This window comes from Noviherbaspirillum sedimenti (assembly GCF_003590835.1).
Lineage (GTDB): Bacteria > Pseudomonadota > Gammaproteobacteria > Burkholderiales > Burkholderiaceae_D > Paucimonas > Paucimonas sedimenti.
On the sequence record NZ_QYUQ01000002.1, the window covers coordinates 1,799,704 to 1,817,427 of the forward strand.

At 59.2% G+C, this 17,724-nt stretch carries 18 protein-coding genes; 1 reads left to right on the forward strand and 17 read right to left on the reverse strand.

Annotated features, from left to right (window positions below; genetic code table 11):
* Positions 1–138: 138 nt before the first annotated feature.
* On the forward strand, positions 139–1,185 hold the full coding sequence (locus D3878_RS08470; RefSeq protein ID WP_119787783.1) for a quinone-dependent dihydroorotate dehydrogenase: 1,047 nt from the start codon (positions 139–141) through the stop codon (positions 1,183–1,185).
* A gap of 34 nt (positions 1,186–1,219) precedes the next feature.
* Here the strand turns inward: D3878_RS08470 and D3878_RS08475 are convergent, their stop codons facing one another.
* The 17 genes from D3878_RS08475 to D3878_RS08555 form a co-directional block, all read right to left on the reverse strand.
* Positions 1,220–2,149 carry a CysB family HTH-type transcriptional regulator gene (locus D3878_RS08475; RefSeq protein WP_119785055.1) on the reverse strand — a complete coding sequence of 310 codons (930 nt, stop codon included), beginning with the start codon at positions 2,147–2,149 and terminating at the stop codon, positions 1,220–1,222.
* Positions 2,146–3,228 carry a sulfate/molybdate ABC transporter ATP-binding protein gene (locus D3878_RS08480; protein ID WP_119785056.1) on the reverse strand — a complete coding sequence of 361 codons (1,083 nt, stop codon included), beginning with the start codon at positions 3,226–3,228 and terminating at the stop codon, positions 2,146–2,148. Before D3878_RS08480 ends, D3878_RS08475 begins: the two co-directional genes overlap by 4 nt.
* A gap of 77 nt (positions 3,229–3,305) precedes the next feature.
* Complete coding sequence (gene cysW / locus D3878_RS08485) at positions 3,306–4,202, reverse strand: sulfate ABC transporter permease subunit CysW (protein ID WP_119785057.1); 897 nt, start codon at positions 4,200–4,202, stop codon at positions 3,306–3,308.
* 8 nt (positions 4,203–4,210) lie between these two features.
* Positions 4,211–5,071 (reverse strand): sulfate ABC transporter permease subunit CysT, encoded by an 861-nt coding sequence (gene cysT / locus D3878_RS08490; RefSeq protein WP_119785058.1) that lies wholly within the window; start codon positions 5,069–5,071, stop codon positions 4,211–4,213.
* Between the two features lie 209 nt (positions 5,072–5,280).
* Positions 5,281–6,429, reverse strand: coding sequence for a porin (locus D3878_RS08495; protein ID WP_119785059.1), 1,149 nt, complete (start codon positions 6,427–6,429; stop codon positions 5,281–5,283).
* Positions 6,430–6,826: 397 nt separating this feature from the next.
* Complete coding sequence (locus tag D3878_RS08500; RefSeq protein ID WP_119785060.1) at positions 6,827–7,642, reverse strand: EAL domain-containing protein; 816 nt, start codon at positions 7,640–7,642, stop codon at positions 6,827–6,829.
* A 27-nt stretch (positions 7,643–7,669) separates the two neighbouring features.
* Positions 7,670–7,885, reverse strand: coding sequence for a TOBE domain-containing protein (locus tag D3878_RS08505; RefSeq protein ID WP_119785061.1), 216 nt, complete (start codon positions 7,883–7,885; stop codon positions 7,670–7,672).
* Positions 7,886–7,943: 58 nt separating this feature from the next.
* Positions 7,944–8,792 carry an ATP-binding cassette domain-containing protein gene (locus D3878_RS08510; protein ID WP_119785062.1) on the reverse strand — a complete coding sequence of 283 codons (849 nt, stop codon included), beginning with the start codon at positions 8,790–8,792 and terminating at the stop codon, positions 7,944–7,946.
* A gap of 16 nt (positions 8,793–8,808) precedes the next feature.
* Positions 8,809–9,636 (reverse strand): aliphatic sulfonate ABC transporter permease SsuC, encoded by an 828-nt coding sequence (gene ssuC / locus D3878_RS08515; RefSeq protein ID WP_119785063.1) that lies wholly within the window; start codon positions 9,634–9,636, stop codon positions 8,809–8,811.
* Positions 9,637–9,645: 9 nt separating this feature from the next.
* Positions 9,646–10,794, reverse strand: coding sequence for an FMNH2-dependent alkanesulfonate monooxygenase (gene ssuD / locus D3878_RS08520; protein WP_199688261.1), 1,149 nt, complete (start codon positions 10,792–10,794; stop codon positions 9,646–9,648).
* 15 nt (positions 10,795–10,809) lie between these two features.
* The gene (locus D3878_RS08525) at positions 10,810–11,790 is read right to left on the reverse strand and encodes a sulfonate ABC transporter substrate-binding protein (protein WP_119785065.1); all 981 of its coding nucleotides are present in this window, start codon (positions 11,788–11,790) and stop codon (positions 10,810–10,812) included.
* Between the two features lie 122 nt (positions 11,791–11,912).
* Positions 11,913–12,503, reverse strand: a complete 591-nt coding sequence (gene ssuE / locus D3878_RS08530) for an NADPH-dependent FMN reductase (RefSeq protein ID WP_119785066.1) — start codon at positions 12,501–12,503, stop codon at positions 11,913–11,915.
* Between the two features lie 32 nt (positions 12,504–12,535).
* The gene (locus tag D3878_RS08535; protein WP_119785067.1) at positions 12,536–13,543 is read right to left on the reverse strand and encodes a sulfate ABC transporter substrate-binding protein; all 1,008 of its coding nucleotides are present in this window, start codon (positions 13,541–13,543) and stop codon (positions 12,536–12,538) included.
* 114 nt (positions 13,544–13,657) lie between these two features.
* Positions 13,658–14,479 (reverse strand): ABC transporter ATP-binding protein, encoded by an 822-nt coding sequence (locus D3878_RS08540; RefSeq protein ID WP_119785068.1) that lies wholly within the window; start codon positions 14,477–14,479, stop codon positions 13,658–13,660.
* A 23-nt stretch (positions 14,480–14,502) separates the two neighbouring features.
* Positions 14,503–15,345, reverse strand: coding sequence for an ABC transporter permease (locus D3878_RS08545; protein WP_119785069.1), 843 nt, complete (start codon positions 15,343–15,345; stop codon positions 14,503–14,505).
* Positions 15,346–15,358: 13 nt separating this feature from the next.
* Positions 15,359–16,363: an aliphatic sulfonate ABC transporter substrate-binding protein gene (locus D3878_RS08550; RefSeq protein ID WP_233556275.1), complete on the reverse strand. Its 1,005-nt coding sequence runs from the start codon at positions 16,361–16,363 to the stop codon at positions 15,359–15,361.
* A 189-nt stretch (positions 16,364–16,552) separates the two neighbouring features.
* Positions 16,553–17,527 carry an aliphatic sulfonate ABC transporter substrate-binding protein gene (locus D3878_RS08555; protein ID WP_119785070.1) on the reverse strand — a complete coding sequence of 325 codons (975 nt, stop codon included), beginning with the start codon at positions 17,525–17,527 and terminating at the stop codon, positions 16,553–16,555.
* Between the last annotated feature and the right edge of the window lie 197 nt (positions 17,528–17,724).

Consider the following 17,724-nt stretch of genomic DNA (forward strand, 5'->3'; position numbering starts at 1 on the left):
CCATGAGCATGAGTATACTTCGCTTTTAAATGTTACAGTCCACTAGTTAGTGCCGGCGGCACGGACGGCGCGTTAAAATAGCGGACTTTGCGTTCCGCCGCCAGGCGACGGGACCCCCACCTTTGCGCTGGATTGCCCGTGTCTGAAAAATTCCTGTATTCGCTTGCCCGCCCCTGCCTGTTCTCGCTCGATGCCGAAGCGGCCCACCACCTGACCCTGTCTTCGCTGAAGAAAGCCGACGCGCTCGGCCTGACCCGGCTGCTGCCACAGCCGCCGCGCGACGAGCGCCAGGTGATGGGCCTGACATTCGCCAATCCGGTTGGCCTTGCCGCCGGTCTCGACAAGGATGGCGCCTATATCGATGGGCTGGCCGCGCTCGGCTTCGGCTTCATCGAGATCGGCACGGTCACGCCGCGCGCGCAACCGGGCAACCCGAAGCCGCGCATGTTCCGCCTGCCGCAGGCGAACGCCATCATCAACCGCATGGGATTCAACAATGGCGGCGTCGATGCCTTCGTCGCCAACGTGCATGCCTCGCGCTTCTACCAGAACCGCGCTGGCATCATCGGCCTGAACATCGGCAAAAATGCCGACACGCCGATCGAACGTGCGGTGGACGACTACCTGCTGTGCCTGGAAAAAGTCTATCCTTACGCCAGCTATGTGACCGTCAACATCTCTTCGCCCAACACCAAGAACCTGCGCCAGCTGCAGGGCGCATCGGAGCTGGATGCCCTGCTGTCGCAACTGAAGGCGGCGCAACTGCGCCTGGCCGACCGGCACAAGCGCTATGTGCCGGTGGCGCTGAAGATCGCCCCGGACATCGATGCCGAACAGGTCAAGGAAATCGCCGCAGCACTCCTGCGCCACAAGATCGACGGGGTGATCGCCACCAACACGACGATTACGCGCGATGCCGTGCAGGGGCTGCCGCACGCGCAGGAAGCCGGCGGCCTGTCGGGCGCGCCGGTATTCGAACTATCCAATGCCGTGATCCGCGGCCTGAAGGCGGAACTGGGCGAGGCGCTGCCGATCATCGGCGTGGGCGGCATCCTCGATGGCGCCGGGGCGCGCGCCAAGATCGCGGCCGGGGCATCGCTGGTGCAGCTGTATTCCGGCCTGATTTACCAGGGACCTACGCTGGTGCGGGAATGCGCAGCGGCGCTGCGCCGCGCGGCGCGCTAGAACAGGAAGCCGGCGCAGCCAGTACCGGCCACCGTTATTCGCCGCCGCCCTGCAGCGCAGTCTTGATTTCTTCGTGCGTCAGTTGCGGCGCGAACTGCTGAATGAAGTCGTATGTGTAGGAACGCAGATAAGCGCCACGGCGTACCGCCAGGCGGGTGACGTTGACGGCGAACAGATGGTCGACTCCGATATGGCGTAAGCCGTTATGAAACCCCTGTTCGACCGCCATCGATGCGACGATGCCGACGCCGAGGCCGAGCGCAACGTACTGCTGGATCACGTCGGAATCCATCGCGGTCAGCACGATGTCCGGTGCAATTTCCGCCTGACGAAATGCCTGGTCGATATGGCCGCGGCCGGTGAAGCCGACATCATAGGTGATCAGCGGCCAGGCGGCCAGCGCCTGCAGGGTAATGCCTGTCTCCGACAAGAGCGGATGCCCCTCCGGCACGACCACCACGTGATTCCAGCGATAGCATGGGAAGGACACCAGCTCCTCGAACTGGCTCAGGCCCTCGGTGGCGATGCCGACATCCGCCTTGCCCGAAATGACCCACTGCGCGATGTGTTCGGGCGAACTCTGCTGCAGGGCGATGCGCACGTCCGGAAACGCCGCGCGGAAGGTCTGCACCACCTTTGGCAGTGCATAGCGCGCCTGCGTATGGGTCGCGGCGACGGTCAGCGTACCGCTGGTCTTGCCGGAATATTCCAGGCCTGCCTGCTGCAGATTTTCCGCTTCCAGCAACAAGCGCTCGATGATGTGCAGGATGCCCTTGCCGGGCTCGGTCAGACCGGTCAGGCGCTTGCCATTGCGCTCGAAAATGTCAACGCCCAGCTCCTCTTCCAGTTCACGGATCTGGCGGCTGACCCCGGGCTGCGAGGTGAACAGGACATTGGCCACCTCGGTCAGGTTATAGCCGCGCCGCGCCGCTTCGCGTACTGAACGCAATTGCTGGAAATTCATGCCTGCCCCTGACTGACCGACTGGTCCACGAAGATCCGCAGGCGCTTCGGCCGCACCAGCAAGGCATCGCCCTCCTGCAATTGCAAGCGTGCGTAACGGTCGCTGGAAATCACCGCCTCGATCAATTCGCGGTTGTCAGTGCGCTCCAGTTCCAGCTGCGCCAGCGGCCCGATCGCATGGGCGCGCTTCAAGCGCACCGCGATACCATCGGCGCCATCGGACTGACGTTCGATTTCGAGCTCGTGCGGGCGCACATAGCCGACGCCCTGGGCATCGCGCACGGCCGTATGGTCGGGCGCATCGAAGACGACCCCGCCGGAGTCCAGCAAGCCTTCATGCAGACGACCCTGGAACAGGTTGACGTTGCCCAGGAAGCCATAGACGAAAGGTGACGCCGGGTGGTTGTACACTTCGGCGGGCGCGCCGATCTGCTCTACCCTGCCCTTGTTCATCAACACCACCTGGTCAGCCACTTCCAGCGCCTCTTCCTGGTCATGCGTGACAAAGATGCTGGTGACATGCAATTCGTCATGCAGGCGCCGCAACCAGCGGCGCAATTCCTTGCGTACCTTGGCGTCCAGTGCACCGAACGGCTCGTCCAGCAGCAGCACGCGCGGCTCGACCGCCAGCGCGCGCGCCAGGGCGATGCGCTGGCGCTGGCCGCCCGAGAGTTGCGGCGGGTAACGGTCGGCCAGCCAGTCGAGCTGCACCAGGTCCAGCAAGCGATGCACCTTGTCGCGGATTTCGTTTTCCGACGGGCGCACATTGCGCGGTTTGACGCGCAAGCCAAAGGCGATGTTCTCGAAGACGGTCATGTGCTTGAACAGGGCGTAGTGCTGGAACACGAAGCCGACCTGGCGTTCGCGCACGTGGCGTGCCGAGGCATCCTCGCCATCCAGGATCACCTGGCCGCCGTCGGGCTGCTCCAGCCCGGCGATGATGCGCAACAGCGTGGTCTTGCCGCAGCCGGAAGGTCCCAGCAACGCAGTCAGCTCACCGGTGGGGAAATTCAGCGACACATTGTCGAGCGCGACAAAATTGCCGAAACGCTTGTTGATATTTCTGACTTCAATTGCCATGATGTGTACTCACTATGTAAGTTTGCGTGTACTTCGGGCCGCCATGCGCCGCCCGCGCTCAATGTTCTTAAGGTTCCTCAATGTTCCTGTAATGGCCGGCTGGTTTCATCACGCAGCCGCCATTCGATAAAGCTCTTCAGCGCCAGCGTCACCAGGGCCAGGAAGGCCAGCAACGACGCCACCGCGAATGCCGCCGAGAACGCATATTCGTTGTAGAGGATTTCGACCTGCAGCGGAATGGTGTTGGTCTCGCCGCGGATATGCCCGGACACCACTGAAACCGCACCGAATTCGCCCATGGCACGGGCGTTACACAGGATCACGCCATACAGCAAACCCCATTTGATGTTGGGCAGCGTCACATGCCAGAAAGTCTTCCAGCCGGAAGCGCCCAGTACCAGCGCCGCTTCTTCCTCTTCCGTGCCCTGCGCCTGCATCAATGGAATGAGTTCGCGCGCCACGAACGGAAAGGTGACGAAAATGGTCGCCAGGATGATGCCGGGCACGGCGAAGATGATCTTGATGTCGTGCTCCATCAACCACGGCCCGAGCCAGCCCTGGGCGCCGAACATCAGCACGTAGATCAGGCCGGAAATCACCGGCGACACCGAGAACGGCAAGTCGATCAGGGTCAGCAGGATGTTCTTGCCGCGAAATTCGAACTTGGCGATGGTCCAGGCGGCCGCCACGCCGAACACCAGGTTCAGCGGCACGGCGATGGCAGCCGTTATCAGGGTCAGCTTGATCGCCGCCCAGGCATCGGGCTCGGTGATCGCCGCGACATACGCATCCCAGCCTTTTTTGAAGGCTTCGGCGAAGACGGCCAGCAGCGGCACGAACAGGAATAGCGTGAGAAAGGCCAGCGCGATGCCGATCAGCAAGGCGCGCACCCAGAACGATTCCTGCGTCGCTGCCGGCACATAGGCGGCGGCGCGACCCTGGCTGGCGATGGGGAGAGTTGCAGCAGCGGACATGGCTATCCTTATTCCTTGGTCGACTGGCCGCGCTTGCGGGCCCAGGCTTGCAATAAATTAATCGTCAACAGCAGCGCAAACGACACCAGCAGCATCACCACGGCAATGGCGGTAGCGCCGGCATAGTCGTATTGTTCGAGCTTGGTGATGATGAACAGCGGCGTGATTTCCGACACCATCGGCATGTTGCCGGCGATGAAAATGACCGAGCCGTATTCACCGGTGGCACGGGCAAACGCCAGCGCAAAACCGGTCAGCAAGGCCGGCATGATGCCGGGGAAAACCACCTTGAGGAAAGTCTGCCAGCGGCTCGCACCAAGGCTGGCAGCGGCTTCCTCCAGTTCGCGCTCGGCCTCTTCCAGCACCGGTTGCACGGTCCGTACCACGAAGGGCAAGCCGATGAAGGTCAGCGCGATGTAGACGCCCAGCGGCGTGAAGGCGACCTTGATGCCGAGCGGCTCCAGATATTGTCCGATCCAGCCGTTCGGCGCATACAGGGCGGTCAGGGCGATACCGGCGACGGCGGTCGGCAATGCGAATGGCAGGTCCACCAGCGCATCGATGATTTTCTTGCCGGGGAAGCGGTAGCGCACCAGCACCCAGGCGACGATGCCGCCAAACACCACGTTCAGCGCTGCCGCCAGCAAGGAGCCGCCGAAGGTCAGGCGGTAGGAGGCCATCACGCGCTCGGACGACACCGCAGCCCAGAATGCCTCCCAGGTCAGGGTAAAGGTTTTCAGAAAGACGGCGGACAGGGGGACCAGGACGATCAAGCCCAGATAAAACAGCGTGAAGCCAAGGGCGAGATTAAAACCCGGCATCACCCGTGGAGTGATCCTTGTATTACGAGAAATATTTGCTTCCGGCATAAACGTCCTCTTATTACATTTACGACTAACAGGACGCTATATTTGCATTTGGTCGTTATAAATAGAACGAATATTTCCGCATGTTTATAGAACAAAAACGTATATACAAAATTGGAATGGGAAATTAAAAAGCAAAAAAAAAACGGACGCCGAAGCGCCCGTTTTGTTCTCGCGAGTCTGAAAACAACCGGATAACCGGTCGCGTCGACTTAGAAGGTGTGCTTGACTGCCACTGCGAAGATCGAAGCCGATTCGCCGCCCAGCAAGACCGAACCATTGCGCGTATCGCCAGAATCAACCGGCTGGTAGGTAGCATTGGAATCGTTATCCAGCTTGCCGTAGAACACGCCTACGTTGGTGCGCTTGGACAGAGCATAGTCGTAGCCGAGGGTCCACATCTTGGCGCCGGAGTTGATTTGACCCTTGATGTCGCCTGCCTTGGTGAAGCTAGCCAAAATGGTGTTTGCACCGAACTGGTAGCTGACCGGGATTTGCCAAGCGTTACGCTCGCGGTCTACAGCACCTGCTTCGATCGTTGCACGATCAAACTGGGCGCCGACCTTGAGGCCGAACGGGAAGGCATACGAACCCGACAGACGAACTTGCTTTTCGTCGCCAACGGCAGGCTTGCCTTCGAGTTGCTGATCGTAGTAAGCCAGGTTCAGGAAAATCGGGCCATTGCTGTAGTTACCTGCCAGGAAGTACTGCTGGCCTTTGCTATAGTCGCCGTTATTGAAAGGAGCTGCGCCAGCTTGCGTACCTTCGTTGCCATCCGGATTGGTCGAGAAGCCGACGGTTGCCTTGAAGCCGCTAAAATTCGGCGAGACGTACTGGATCGAGTTGTTGACGCGACCGGTGCTCATACCGCTAGCGCGGGCGCCATTAGTCGTATCCACAAAATTCAGGATGTTTTTGCTGCCAAGAAAGCCCGAGGGAATTGCCTGGCCGCCCTTGATGCCGTATTGCACGGCGTTGCCTTGGTCTTCCATGAAGGTGTGCTTACCAACAGTCACCTGACCAAAGTTGCCCGACAGGCCGAGGTAAGTATTGCCATTGGCCAGACCGTTGCCGCCGGCGTTTTGGCCGGTGCCAACGTCCGTGTTGAAACGATTTTCGACATAGAACAGGGCTTTCAGGCCGCCGCCCAGATCTTCGGTGCCGCTCAGCCAGAAACGCGAAGTTTCATCATCATCAACGCGCAGTTCGTTCTTGGCAACACGGCCAGCAGTGGTTACATCGCCAACTTTGTAGCTCTTGATGTCAGCCTGGACACGGCCGCCGATCTGAACATTGGTTTGCGCTTGTGCGGCAGTTGCGAATGCACCCAGAACAGCCAGTGCAATGAGGGACTTCTTCATTCAATTTCTCCCAGAGTTGTAAAGCAAAATAAACTGTTTTAACAATCTTTCCTTCAATGCATTTGAACTCGACAACAGCGATCAAAAGCTATCCGAAGCTGTTGCAACGCTCATATCGTCGCTTCGTTGGAAAAACCGCATTAATTACTCGCTTATTAGCGATGCCAGAATGGTACGCAAGGTAAATGACAGGATTATTACAAGCAATATTGGTCTGCAGAAATACAACAGTCGGGTCATCTATGCGGGAATTTTCCGCAAGATATGAACAAATTGAAATGAGATTCAAAGAAAATCTTGTCAATCCGACTGCTGAAATTATCAAAGATCAAAATTCTTGAAAAATTTGTCTCATTTTTGTCACGCGCATTTAACATTGTATCAAATGACATTGCCTTTATTTAATGCTGATAGGCAATGCCAAAACAGGCGCAGGCATATCAAGCCCATATCCCTGCACAAAAATCGCCCGGTCGCTGCCCACCGACAGCTCCTGCAAAACTGCCAGCACCGCAGGGCTTTCCACGCGCTTGAATACGACTTGCATGCCACCTTCATGCGCACTTTCGAGCAAGCGCCTGACGGTGTTCAGGTTGCCGATCTCGCGTGCATCCACCTTGATCACAGCCGGCCGCACACGTTGCAGCAATTGCAAGGCTTCCGCCGCATGGGCAGTATTGATGGCAATACGAAAACCGTTCAGCCGGTAGTTGTCCGCCACATAATTCAACAGCCAGCCCTGGTTCTCTGTAATCGGCGGCAATTGCAGCACGATATGCTCGGCCGGCAAGCCAAGGCCCGTCAGGATGCGCCGGAACGCCATGCCATGATTGCCGCTGACCGCGGTCAGGAGACGGTCATGCACGCTCAGGAACAGGTCCCTTCCCTCGGCTGCGGCCTGGCGATAAAAATTGATCGCATGCAGCATGCGGCAGAGCCGGTCCAACTCGACTGACTCGTCATCATTGGCTGCATGGTCGAGCAACTTCCAGATCGACAGGCCGTCCCCGTGCTCCGAGCAACTGCGGGCGAACGCTTCGAAGCCGCTCACCCGGTCGGCGCCGAGTTCACGGATCGGCTGGAAGGCGCTGGTCAGGGTACAGTTGAAATAGCGTCCCTGCGCATGCCCATCGGCATCGACCCAGACCCTGGTCGCTGCCCCGGTCGTATGGCGCAGGCGGCCCAGGTAGTCTTGCAGTACGGGGAATGACATGGCGCCCTCCATTGCGGAAACAAACGGTCAGAGTTTGGCGATCGACACCTCGGTCGCCTTGACCAGCGCCACCACTTCGGAACCGACCACCAGGCCCAGGTCCTTGACGGAACGGGTCGTGATGACGGAAGTGACGATACCGGCCGGTGTCTCGACATCCACTTCGGACACGACCGGGCCGTCGATGATGGTTTTGACCTTGCCGCGGAACTGGTTGCGGACGTTGATTGCTTGAATGCTCATGTTCTCTCCTGAGAGCGTTGGTTAAAAATTGTGCAACTGAAAATGGTAAGTCGCCGGCTTAAATCGCCCAAGCCACCTGGTTGACGGTGCGCTGCAGCGATACGTCGCCCAACGCGCCGTCAGGCCGGGATGCGGGATGCTGCAGTAGCCGCGCCAGGATGGTTTCTTCCAGCCGGGCGAACTGCAGATTGCCGCGCGCACGCGGGCGCGCCAGCGGAATGCGTTCATCCAGCGTGATGCGGCCATCCTCGATGAGCAGCACGCGGTCGGCCAGCGCAATCGCTTCCTGTACATCGTGCGTGACCAGGATGGCGGTGAAACCACGCTGTTGCCACAGCGTTTCAATCAATTGCTGCATTTCGATGCGCGTCAAGGCATCCAGCGCGCCCAGCGGCTCATCCAGCAGCAGCAATTGCGGGTCGTGTACCAGCGCCCGTGCCAGTGCCACGCGCTGGCGCTGGCCGCCGGAAAGCACCGCCGGCCATTCGCCGGCGCGGTCTTCCAGTCCAACCTGGCCAAGCGCCTGGGCGGCAGCACCGGAATCCTGAGGCAAGCCGAGGGCGACGTTTTTCAGCACCCGCTTCCACGGCAGCAGGCGCGAATCCTGAAACATGATGCGGGTTTCCGGCGTTTCGCCGCCCGCGCCGAATCCGATATGGCCGCTATCGACGGCTTCAAGACTGGCCACCAGCCGCAGCAAGGTACTCTTGCCGCAACCGCTGCGGCCGACGATGGCGACGAACTCGCCCGCGTCGATTTCGAGGTTGACTTCCTGCAGTACCTTGCGCCCGGAAAAAGACTTGGACAAATCCTGGATGGCGATGCGGATGCCGCGGTGAGACGGCACCTGGTCCTGCGTCGAAGTAACCGTCTTGACCTGCGCCTGTTCGGCTGAATTGCTTTGCATTGGGACTCCTTTCCGATCACTGATAACCCGGATGCCAGCGCAACCAGTAGCGTTCCAGACCGCGCGACAGCGTATCAGCCAGCTTGCCGAGCAAGGCATACAGCAGAATGCCGACCAGTACCACGTCGGTTTGCAGGAATTCGCGCGCATTCATGGTCATGTAGCCGATTCCCGATACGGCCGAAATGGTCTCGGCGACGATCAGCAACACCCACACCAGGCCCAGCGAAAAACGCACGCCGACCAGCACCGACGGCAAGGCGCCGGGCAGGATTACATCGCGGTACAAAGGCCAGCCCGACAGGCCATAGCTCTTGGCCATTTCGATCAGGCCCTTGTCCACCGAGCGGATGCCGTGAAAAGTATTCAGGTACACCGGGAAAAACACGCCGATCGAGACCAGGAACAGCTTGGCGGCCTCGTCAATGCCGAACCACAGAATCACCAATGGAATCAGCGCCAATGCCGGAATGTTGCGAATCATTTGCAGGGTCGTGTCGAGCAGGGTTTCGGCCGTCTTGAAGGTGCCGGTCAACAAGCCGAGCAGCAGCCCAAGACCGCCGCCGATGGCGAAACTGGCGAGCGCGCGCCAAAGGCTGACCTTGACATGGGTCCAAAGTTCTCCGGATACCGCCAGCGCCCAAAATGCCTTCAGCACTGCCCACGGTTCCGGCAGGATGCGGCTGGACAGCCAGCCGCTGCGCGCAGCGATTTGCCATACCAGCACCAGGCCGATCGGCACGGCCCATGGCGCCAGGCGGGCAAACAGGCTTTGCCGCCAGGCGGCCGGGGCTTGTGCCGCCGGGAGCGGTATCGTGACCGGAATTTCAGCGGTTGCCGTCATGGAGACTCCTTAACTTGCCGACACTTTGGGCAGGATATCGCTGGCCACCATCTCGCCGAAGGGCCCGGTCAACGGTCCTGAAAACCCGCCAGTCTTGCCCTTGCCCAGCAGCGGGAACACCAGCTCGGCAAAGCGGTAGGATTCCTCCAGGTGCGGATAGCCCGAGAGGATGAAGGTCTCGATGCCAAGATCGGCGTATTCCCGCATGCGGGCAGCCACCGTTTCCGGATCACCCACCAGCGCGGTGCCGGCGCCGCCGCGCACCAGGCCAACGCCGGCCCACAGGTTCGGCGAGACTTCCAGCTTGTCGCGGCGGCCGCCGTGCAAGGCAGCCATGCGTCGCTGTCCGACCGAATCCATCCTGGCGAACGCTGCCTGGGCGCCTGCGATCACGTCATCATCAAGATGACTGATCAATTCATCTGCGGCTTGCCAGGCGGCCTCGCTGGTTTCACGCACAATCACGTGCAGGCGGATGCCGAAGCGCACCGTGCGCCCATGTTTGGCGGCACGCGCGCGGATGTCGGCAATTTTTTCCGCAACCGCCGCTGGCGGCTCGCCCCAGGTCAGGTACACATCGACCTGTTCGGCAGCCAGTTCGTGCGCGGCTTCGGAGGAGCCGCCGAAATACAGCGGCGGATACGGTTTTTGCACCGCCGGGTACAAGGTTTTTGAACCTTTGACCTGGATATGCTTGCCATCATAGTCAAACCCTTTGCTGCCGCCCTCGCCGGCCAGCGTGGCACGCCAGACGCGCAGGAATTCCGCAGTGATTTCATAGCGCTCGGCATGGTCGGCAAACAGGCCATCGGCTTCCAGCTCGCCCTGGTCGCCGCCGGTGACGACATTGACCAGCAGACGTCCGCCCGACAGGCGATCGAAAGTGGCTGCGGTGCGCACCGCCAGGCCGGGCGTGGAGAGGCCCGGACGAATCGCCACCAGAAATTTCAGGTTTTTGGTGGCACCAATCAGGCTGGATGCGACAACCCACGGATCTTCGCAGGAGCGTCCGGTGGGGATCAGCACGCCGTCATAGCCCTGCGTGTCGGCGGCAACCGCCACCTGGCGCAGATAGTCGTAACTGACTTCGCGTGCGCCCTTGGTGGTGCCGAGATAACGGCTGTCGCCGTGGGTCGGTAAAAACCAGAATATATTCAGACTCATGACAACTCCTTACAGCTTGGCCGGCAAGACGGCATCCTTGATGGTGATTTTTTTCGGAATCAGCTTCAGATTCGAAAATACGTCGGCAATCTTTTGCTGCTCGGCCAGCACCGCTTCGCTGATCGGCTTGATGCCGTAGGTGAAGCGCGATGCAGCCAGTTCGACGACCTCCGGTTCCAGCCCAAGCTGGGGCGCCAGGATGGCGGTCACGTCCTTGAGATTCTTGCCTGCCCACTCGTCGGTTTTGGCCAGCTCTTCAATAATGATCTTGACGATCGCCGGGTTCTTTTCCGCATACGGACGCGCGGCCAGATAAAACTGGTGGTTGCTGACCAGGCCCTTGCCATCAGCCAGCACCCGTGCGCCAATCTGTTTTTCCGCAGCTGCCAGGAACGGATCCCAGATTACCCAGGCATCGACGCTGCCGCGCTCGAAAGCGGCGCGCGCATCGGCCGGTGGCAGATAGACGGTCTGAATATCCTGATAGGCGACACCGGCCTTTTCCAGCGCCTTGACCAGCAGATAATGGACGTTGGAGCCCTTGTTCAGCGCAATCTTTTTGCCCTTCAACTCGGCCACCGACTTGATCGTGGAGTTTTTCGGCAGGATGATCGCTTCGCCAGTCGGTGCCGGCGGCTCATTGGCGACGTACACCAGGTTGGCGTTGGCGGCCTGGGCGAAAATCGGCGGCGCTTCGCCAACCGTGCCGAAATCGACGCTGCCGACATTCAATCCTTCCAGCAGCTGTGGTCCGGCGGGGAATTCACGCCATTGCACCTCGATGCCCTGCTCGGCCAGCCGTTTGTCCAGCGTGCCGCGTGCCTTGAGCAGGGTCAGCGTGCCGTATTTCTGAAAGCCGATGCGCAGCACGCCCTTTTCCTGTGCAGCGGCAGTACTGGGCAAGGAAAATGCCAATGCGCCCGCGGCGGCGGCAAACATCAGACCCAGGGTGCGGCGTTTGGCGTTGCGGTTACCATGCGAGATAGTCATGCGGTTTCCTTTTTTATTTAGTCAAATTTCGGAAAAAAGTCACCCTGCCGCAGCGATCCGCGGCATGGCAATTGTGTTTAATAGACTTGGTTACGACAGGGAAAACGGGTATGGCAGCAATATCAGACGCTACATCGGACTTGCGAAAAATGGACTGGCGCGAATTCCGTCACGGCGGTTTCTTGCAAAGCCAGCAGGCTTGCCGAGAGATTGTCGATGCCTGCAGCCAGGCGCTGCACAATCGCAGAATCGATCGTCAGCCCTTGCTCGGCCGACCAGGCGACCTGGGCATCGGTAACGTAAATGCTCGGCAAGACGTGGCGGGCCGAAAGCGATGTCAGCACCGGACGCAGAGCATAGTCCAGCGCCAGCATGTGCGACTGGCTGCCGCCGGTCGCCAGCGGCAAGACCAGCTTGCCGGCCAAACCATCTTGCGGCAGCACATCCAGGAAGGCTTTCAGCAAGCCGCTGTAGGCCGCCTTGTACACCGGCGTGGCGATGACCACCGCGTCTGCAGCGGCTACCAGCGCCTGCGCCGCCTTCAGTTCGGCATTGCCGAACTCCGCATGCAGCAAGGCCTGGGCAGGCAAATCCCGTACCTGCAGCAAACCGCTGCGGTGGCCGCGCAGTGCCAGTTGTTCACCGGCGTACTGCAGCAACCGGGTGGAACGCGATGGCGCCGACGGGCTACCTGCGATCAAGATGATATTCATTTCAATTCCAGATTTCGCATCAGGGCCAGTAATTACTTCTTGCCCGGTTGGTAAATCTGATCGAAGGAACCGCCATCGCCGAAATGGGTGGGTTGTGCCTTGGCCCAGCCGCCGAACACTTCATCGATGGTGAACAGTTTCACTTTCGGGAATTGCGACGCATACTTTTTCGCAATCTTCTCGGAAATCGGACGGTAGTAATTCTGCGCGGCGATTTCCTGGCCCTCGTCGGAATACAGATATTGCAGGTAGGCTTCCGCGACCTTGCGGGTGCCGCGCTTGTCGACATTTTTATCAACCACGGTGACCGGCGGCTCGGCCAGGATGCTCAAGGGCGGCGCGACGATATCGAACTTGTCCGGGCCGAGTTCCTTGATCGCCAGGATGGCTTCGTTTTCCCAGGCCAGCAGGACATCGCCGATGCCGCGCTCGACAAAAGTGGTAGTCGACCCACGCGCACCCGAGTCGAGTACCGGCACGTTCCTGAACAACTTGGCGACGAATTCCTTGGCGCTTGCTTCAGTGCCGCCCGGCTGTTTCAAGGCATACGCCCAGGCTGCCAGGTAATTCCAGCGTGCACCGCCGGAAGTCTTGGGGTTCGGAGTAATCACGGCCACGCCAAGTTTGACCAGATCGCTCCAGTCCTTGATGCCTTTTGGATTGCCCTTGCGGACCAGGAACACGATGGTCGAGGTGTAAGGCGAGCTGTTGTGCTGCAGGCGCTTTTGCCAATCCTTGACGATATAGCCTTTTTCGGCGATGGCATCGATATCGTAGGCCAGCGCCAGGGTGACGACATCGGCCTCGATGCCGTCAATCACCGAACGCGCCTGCTTGCCGGAGCCGCCGTGCGATTGCTTGATCTTGACGTCATCGCCGGTCTTGGCTTTCCATTGCTTGGCAAAAGCGGCATTGAATTCCTGGTACAGCTCGCGCGTCGGGTCGTATGACACGTTCAACAACGATACTTCTGCAGCATGCACAGTCGGCACGGCGAGCGCAAGAGCAGTTCCAATCTGGAGTAATTTTTTGAGCAGCATTTTTTTCCTTAACAGCATATGGGTTGCGGGAAATTGAAGATTAAACTGATGCCAATTCAAAAAGAACGAATACTTTCGCGGTTTCTTATGCGTTTTGCGCATATAGGAACTTATTTATACGGCGAACTGTAGGTTCTTGAATTCGTGCACCACTGCCTGACGCAAGACAGGCCCGAATTCCCGTGCATCGGTAGCAAAGTAATCTGGTCGGCCATCGGTCAACAAGGCCAGGGCTTCTCTTTCAAGCAATGCCAGTTCGGGACTGCGGCGGTCGCGCTGGCGCGGAATATCCACTCTGACTTCACCGCTCAGGCGCCCCGGATGGCTCGTCAACGCAATGACCCGGTCACTCAGGTAAATTGCTTCCGTAATGTCATGGGTAATCAACAGCAAGGTCGTACCGTGATTGGCCGCTACGCTCAGCAATAAGTCTTGCAGACGCATGCGGGTGAAGGCATCAACGGCACTGAAGGGTTCATCCAGCAACAGCAAGGCCGGCTGGGTAAACAAGCCGCGGGCAATTGCCACACGCTGCGCCATGCCACCGGACAGTTGCTTGGGATAGGCATTGGCAAAGTCTGCCAGGCCCACCTCGGACAGCAGTTCCTTCACCTTGGGATGGGCGCCGCCCTTGCGTCCGAGGTCGAAGCCGACATTCTCGGCAACTGTCAGCCAAGGCAACAGGCGCGGCTCCTGAAATACCAGCCCGACGTCGCGCGAATGCAGAACGGGAGCGTGGCCGTTGACAACGACCTTGCCGCGAAAATCCCTGTCGAGCCCGGAAATAATGCGCAATAAGGTACTTTTCCCGCAGCCGCTCGGACCCACCAGGCTGACGATTTCGCCACGATGAACCTGGAAATCGACATCGAGCATCACGGTCTTGGCCGCAAAACTCTTTTCGCGGACGGCGACGTCCACCAACTGCTGAGGCATTTCCGGCTCCCTATTTTTTAACGTCACGCCTGGCGGGTTTCATAGACATCGCGCCAGGCAAGCAGGCGTTCCTCCAGCTTGACCAGGATGCTGTCGCTCACTTTCCCAAGCAAAGCCAGCACCACGATGGCGACGATCACCAGGTCGGCCCGTCCCAATTCGCGGCCATCCGTCATCAGGTAACCCAGCCCCTTGGTCGCGGCAATCAATTCAGCGGCCACCAGGAACATCCACGCCAGCGACAGCCCGGTGCGAAAGCCGATGAAAAGATTGGGCAATGCGGCAGGCAGGAATATCCTTGCGATCAGGCGGATGCCGCTCAGGCCATACACCTCGCCAAACTCGACCAGTTTGCGATCGACATTGCGGATACCGGACACGAGGTTCACGTACACCGGAAAAAAGGCGCCGATGGCGATCATGGTGATCTTTGGGGTTTCATCGATACCGAACCACAGCAGCAGCAGGGGTACCCAAGCCAGCGAAGGAATGGCGCGCAACGCCTGGAAACTTGGATCGATCAGTGCCGCAATGCGCGGCGACAAGCCAACCGCAGCCGCGGCAGGAATCGCCAGCGCGGCACCAATCAGAAACCCGACGAGCACGCGCAGCGAACTGACGCCGACATGCTGGAAAATCGCGCCGTTGGCAAGCAGATCCGACAGCGTCGAGGCGAGCTCCGTCGGCGGCGGCAACAGGTTGGCCGCAATTAAGCCACCCCTGACCGCTGCTTCCCAGACCAGCAACAGCAGCAGCGGCACCAGCCAGCCCTGGCCATGACGCACCAGCCACGTCCCGAATCCCGTTTCCGAGGGTGGATTGCCGACGGCGGCCGCTTCCGTTTTGATCACTGGTACGCTACTCATCGCTGCCAACCGATCACTTGATGACTGCTTTGGCAAACGACGGATCGACCAGATCGTCAATCACCTTGTTAAGGTCGGTGCCTTTTTTTACCAATTCTTCCTCGAGCAGGATCGACGCGGCATTCTTGAAGGCGGCGATATGCTCAGGACCCGGCTTCGGGCTATTGAAGTTATTGCGGGTCAGCTGCAGTTTTGCCACAGGCAGCGACAGCTTGGCCTCTTCGGACAAGAGCTTGGCGGCCTCTTCCGGATTGGCCAGCACCCACAGACGCGCCTTTTCATAGAGCTTGATCACGCGCTTGACCGTATCCGGATACTGGCGGGCGAAAGTCTCGCTGGTGTTCAGGAAACCATAAGTGTTGAAGCCGACATTACGGTACAGCAGACGCGACTCTTTTTCCACTTCGGATGTGGCCATCAGTGGGTCGAGACCAGCCCAGGCATCCACCCTGCCCTGCTCAAGTGCGGCGCGGCCATCGGCATGCTGCAAGCTGACGTGCTCGATATCGCTTTTCTTCAAGCCGGACTGATGCAGTGTGCGCAACAGGAACAGGAAAGGATCGGTGCCTTTGGTAGCGGCAACTTTCTTGCCCTGCAAATCCTTGATTGACTTGATCGGGGAATCCTTCGGCACGACCAGCGCAGTCCATTCCGGCTGCGAATAAACGTAAACACCCTTGATTGCATTGCCGTTGGCCTTGCTGAGAACGGCGGCCAGTCCGGCGGTCGAACCGAAATCGACGCTGCCGCTATTCAGGTATTCGAGGGCGCGGTTGCTGCCCGCGCTTAGCACCCACTTGACCGGCACGCCATCCGCCTGGAATTCCTGCTCGGCCCAGCCGAACTTTTTCAGCACCAGGCTGGTCGGTGAATAATAGGCGTAGTCCAACCGCAGCTCTTTTGGCTGGTCGGCGGCAAGCGCATTTGCCGACAGCGATGCCGCCAGCGCCACGCCGGACACACTCGCCAATGCCATGCGCAGGAATCTGGCCAGGAATTTATTGTTTTTCGTCATCATGCTCTCTCAAATAAAGTAAACGTCAGGGATTTTTCCAGGCACTTCTTTACGTTAAAAATAGAAAATCATTCTTCATCGCTTCCCTTATGCAACGGGAACATCAGCGCCGCAAAAACGACCGCGATGGCGCCAATGGCAGTAAACAAATCGATCAACTCCATGGCTGGCATCCTCCTTCCAGACGCGTGATTAGCGAGCCGGCCTCCAGATCGGCACATCGGCCGCATTGACCTGCTTTGGCAGCAAGCCTTCCGCGAAAAAGGCGTTTGCAATGCTTTGCTGCTCGCGCAAGGCGTCGGCGACGACTGACCGGACTTCATAGCTCCTGCGGCCGTTCGCAGTTTCAATGGTTTGCGCATCCAGCCCCCATACAGGTGCCAGCAAGGCTGCCGCATCCTTGGGGTTTTGTTTCACCCAGCGGCCGGTTTTCTGCAGTTCATCAAACACGGTCTTGATGATTTCAGGGCGTGCTTCGACAAAAGTTGCCGATGCCAGGTAGTAGCGCTGGTAGTCGGCAACATTCGTGCCATCGGCCAGGATGCGCACCGGCGACTGGCGCTGGACGCCTGCAAGGAACGGGTCCCAGGCAACCCAGGCATCGACGCTGCCGCGCTCGAATGCGGCACGACCATCAGCGGGCGACAGGTACGCCGGCTGGATATCCTTGAATTTAAGCCCGGCCTTTTCGAGCAGGGCAATCAAGAGATAATGGCTCCCAGCGGCCTTGGTCACTGCAATCTTTTTCCCCTTGAGTTCGGCAACCGACTTGATCGGCGAGTCCGCGCGCACCAGGATGGCCTGCGCCGAAGGCGAAGGCGCCTCCTGCGCCACATAAGCCAGTTTTGCCCCAGCCGCTTGTGCAAACACCGGAACGGTATCGGCGACATCGGCACTCAAATCAACGCCGCCGACATTCAGCGCTTCCAGCAGAGGCAAGCCGCTGGAAAATTCATGCCAGCTGATTTTCACGCCCTGCGGCGCCAGCAATTGCTCCAGGGTGCCACGCGTCTTTATAATGGTGAGCAAGGTTGAGGATTTCTGATAGCCAATACGCACTGTCTCGGAAGTTTTTTGCGCATGGGCCGGCAAGGTGGCGGCCAGAGGTAGTACAGCGGCCAGGAGCAGGAACGCCCGGCGAACAGGCTTGGTGAGTAAAATAGGCATGCTTGATCCGCAATCGATTAAAAGCTGCATTGTAGGGAGCGCATTCCATCAATCAAACGAATGATTTCGCAGATCAATATCGGTTTTTTGGACGATGCGCATCCCAACCAAACTTCGCATATCGATATGCGTTTTACTTCGTTATGCGGGACGCGGACGGAATCTAAAATACATTGCCGCCATCAAGCTTTAACATG

Bases quoted from the DNA above. Each gene is read 5' to 3' on its own strand.
- ssuE (WP_119785066.1), bottom strand. From the start codon at position 12,503: ATGAATATCATCTTGATCGCAGGTAGCCCGTCGGCGCCATCGCGTTCC.
- D3878_RS08480 (WP_119785056.1), bottom strand. From the start codon at position 3,228: ATGGCAATTGAAGTCAGAAATATCAACAAGCGTTTCGGCAATTTTGTC.
- D3878_RS08550 (WP_233556275.1), bottom strand. From the start codon at position 16,363: ATGATGACGAAAAACAATAAATTCCTGGCCAGATTCCTGCGCATGGCA.
- cysT (WP_119785058.1), bottom strand. From the start codon at position 5,071: ATGCCGGAAGCAAATATTTCTCGTAATACAAGGATCACTCCACGGGTG.
- D3878_RS08510 (WP_119785062.1), bottom strand. From the start codon at position 8,792: ATGCAAAGCAATTCAGCCGAACAGGCGCAGGTCAAGACGGTTACTTCG.
- D3878_RS08500 (WP_119785060.1), bottom strand. From the start codon at position 7,642: ATGTCATTCCCCGTACTGCAAGACTACCTGGGCCGCCTGCGCCATACG.
- D3878_RS08475 (WP_119785055.1), bottom strand. From the start codon at position 2,149: ATGAATTTCCAGCAATTGCGTTCAGTACGCGAAGCGGCGCGGCGCGGC.
- D3878_RS08540 (WP_119785068.1), bottom strand. From the start codon at position 14,479: ATGCCTCAGCAGTTGGTGGACGTCGCCGTCCGCGAAAAGAGTTTTGCG.
- D3878_RS08535 (WP_119785067.1), bottom strand. From the start codon at position 13,543: ATGCTGCTCAAAAAATTACTCCAGATTGGAACTGCTCTTGCGCTCGCC.
- D3878_RS08505 (WP_119785061.1), bottom strand. From the start codon at position 7,885: ATGAGCATTCAAGCAATCAACGTCCGCAACCAGTTCCGCGGCAAGGTC.
- D3878_RS08525 (WP_119785065.1), bottom strand. From the start codon at position 11,790: ATGACTATCTCGCATGGTAACCGCAACGCCAAACGCCGCACCCTGGGT.
- D3878_RS08545 (WP_119785069.1), bottom strand. From the start codon at position 15,345: ATGAGTAGCGTACCAGTGATCAAAACGGAAGCGGCCGCCGTCGGCAAT.
- cysW (WP_119785057.1), bottom strand. From the start codon at position 4,202: ATGTCCGCTGCTGCAACTCTCCCCATCGCCAGCCAGGGTCGCGCCGCC.
- D3878_RS08495 (WP_119785059.1), bottom strand. From the start codon at position 6,429: ATGAAGAAGTCCCTCATTGCACTGGCTGTTCTGGGTGCATTCGCAACT.
- D3878_RS08555 (WP_119785070.1), bottom strand. From the start codon at position 17,527: ATGCCTATTTTACTCACCAAGCCTGTTCGCCGGGCGTTCCTGCTCCTG.
- ssuC (WP_119785063.1), bottom strand. From the start codon at position 9,636: ATGACGGCAACCGCTGAAATTCCGGTCACGATACCGCTCCCGGCGGCA.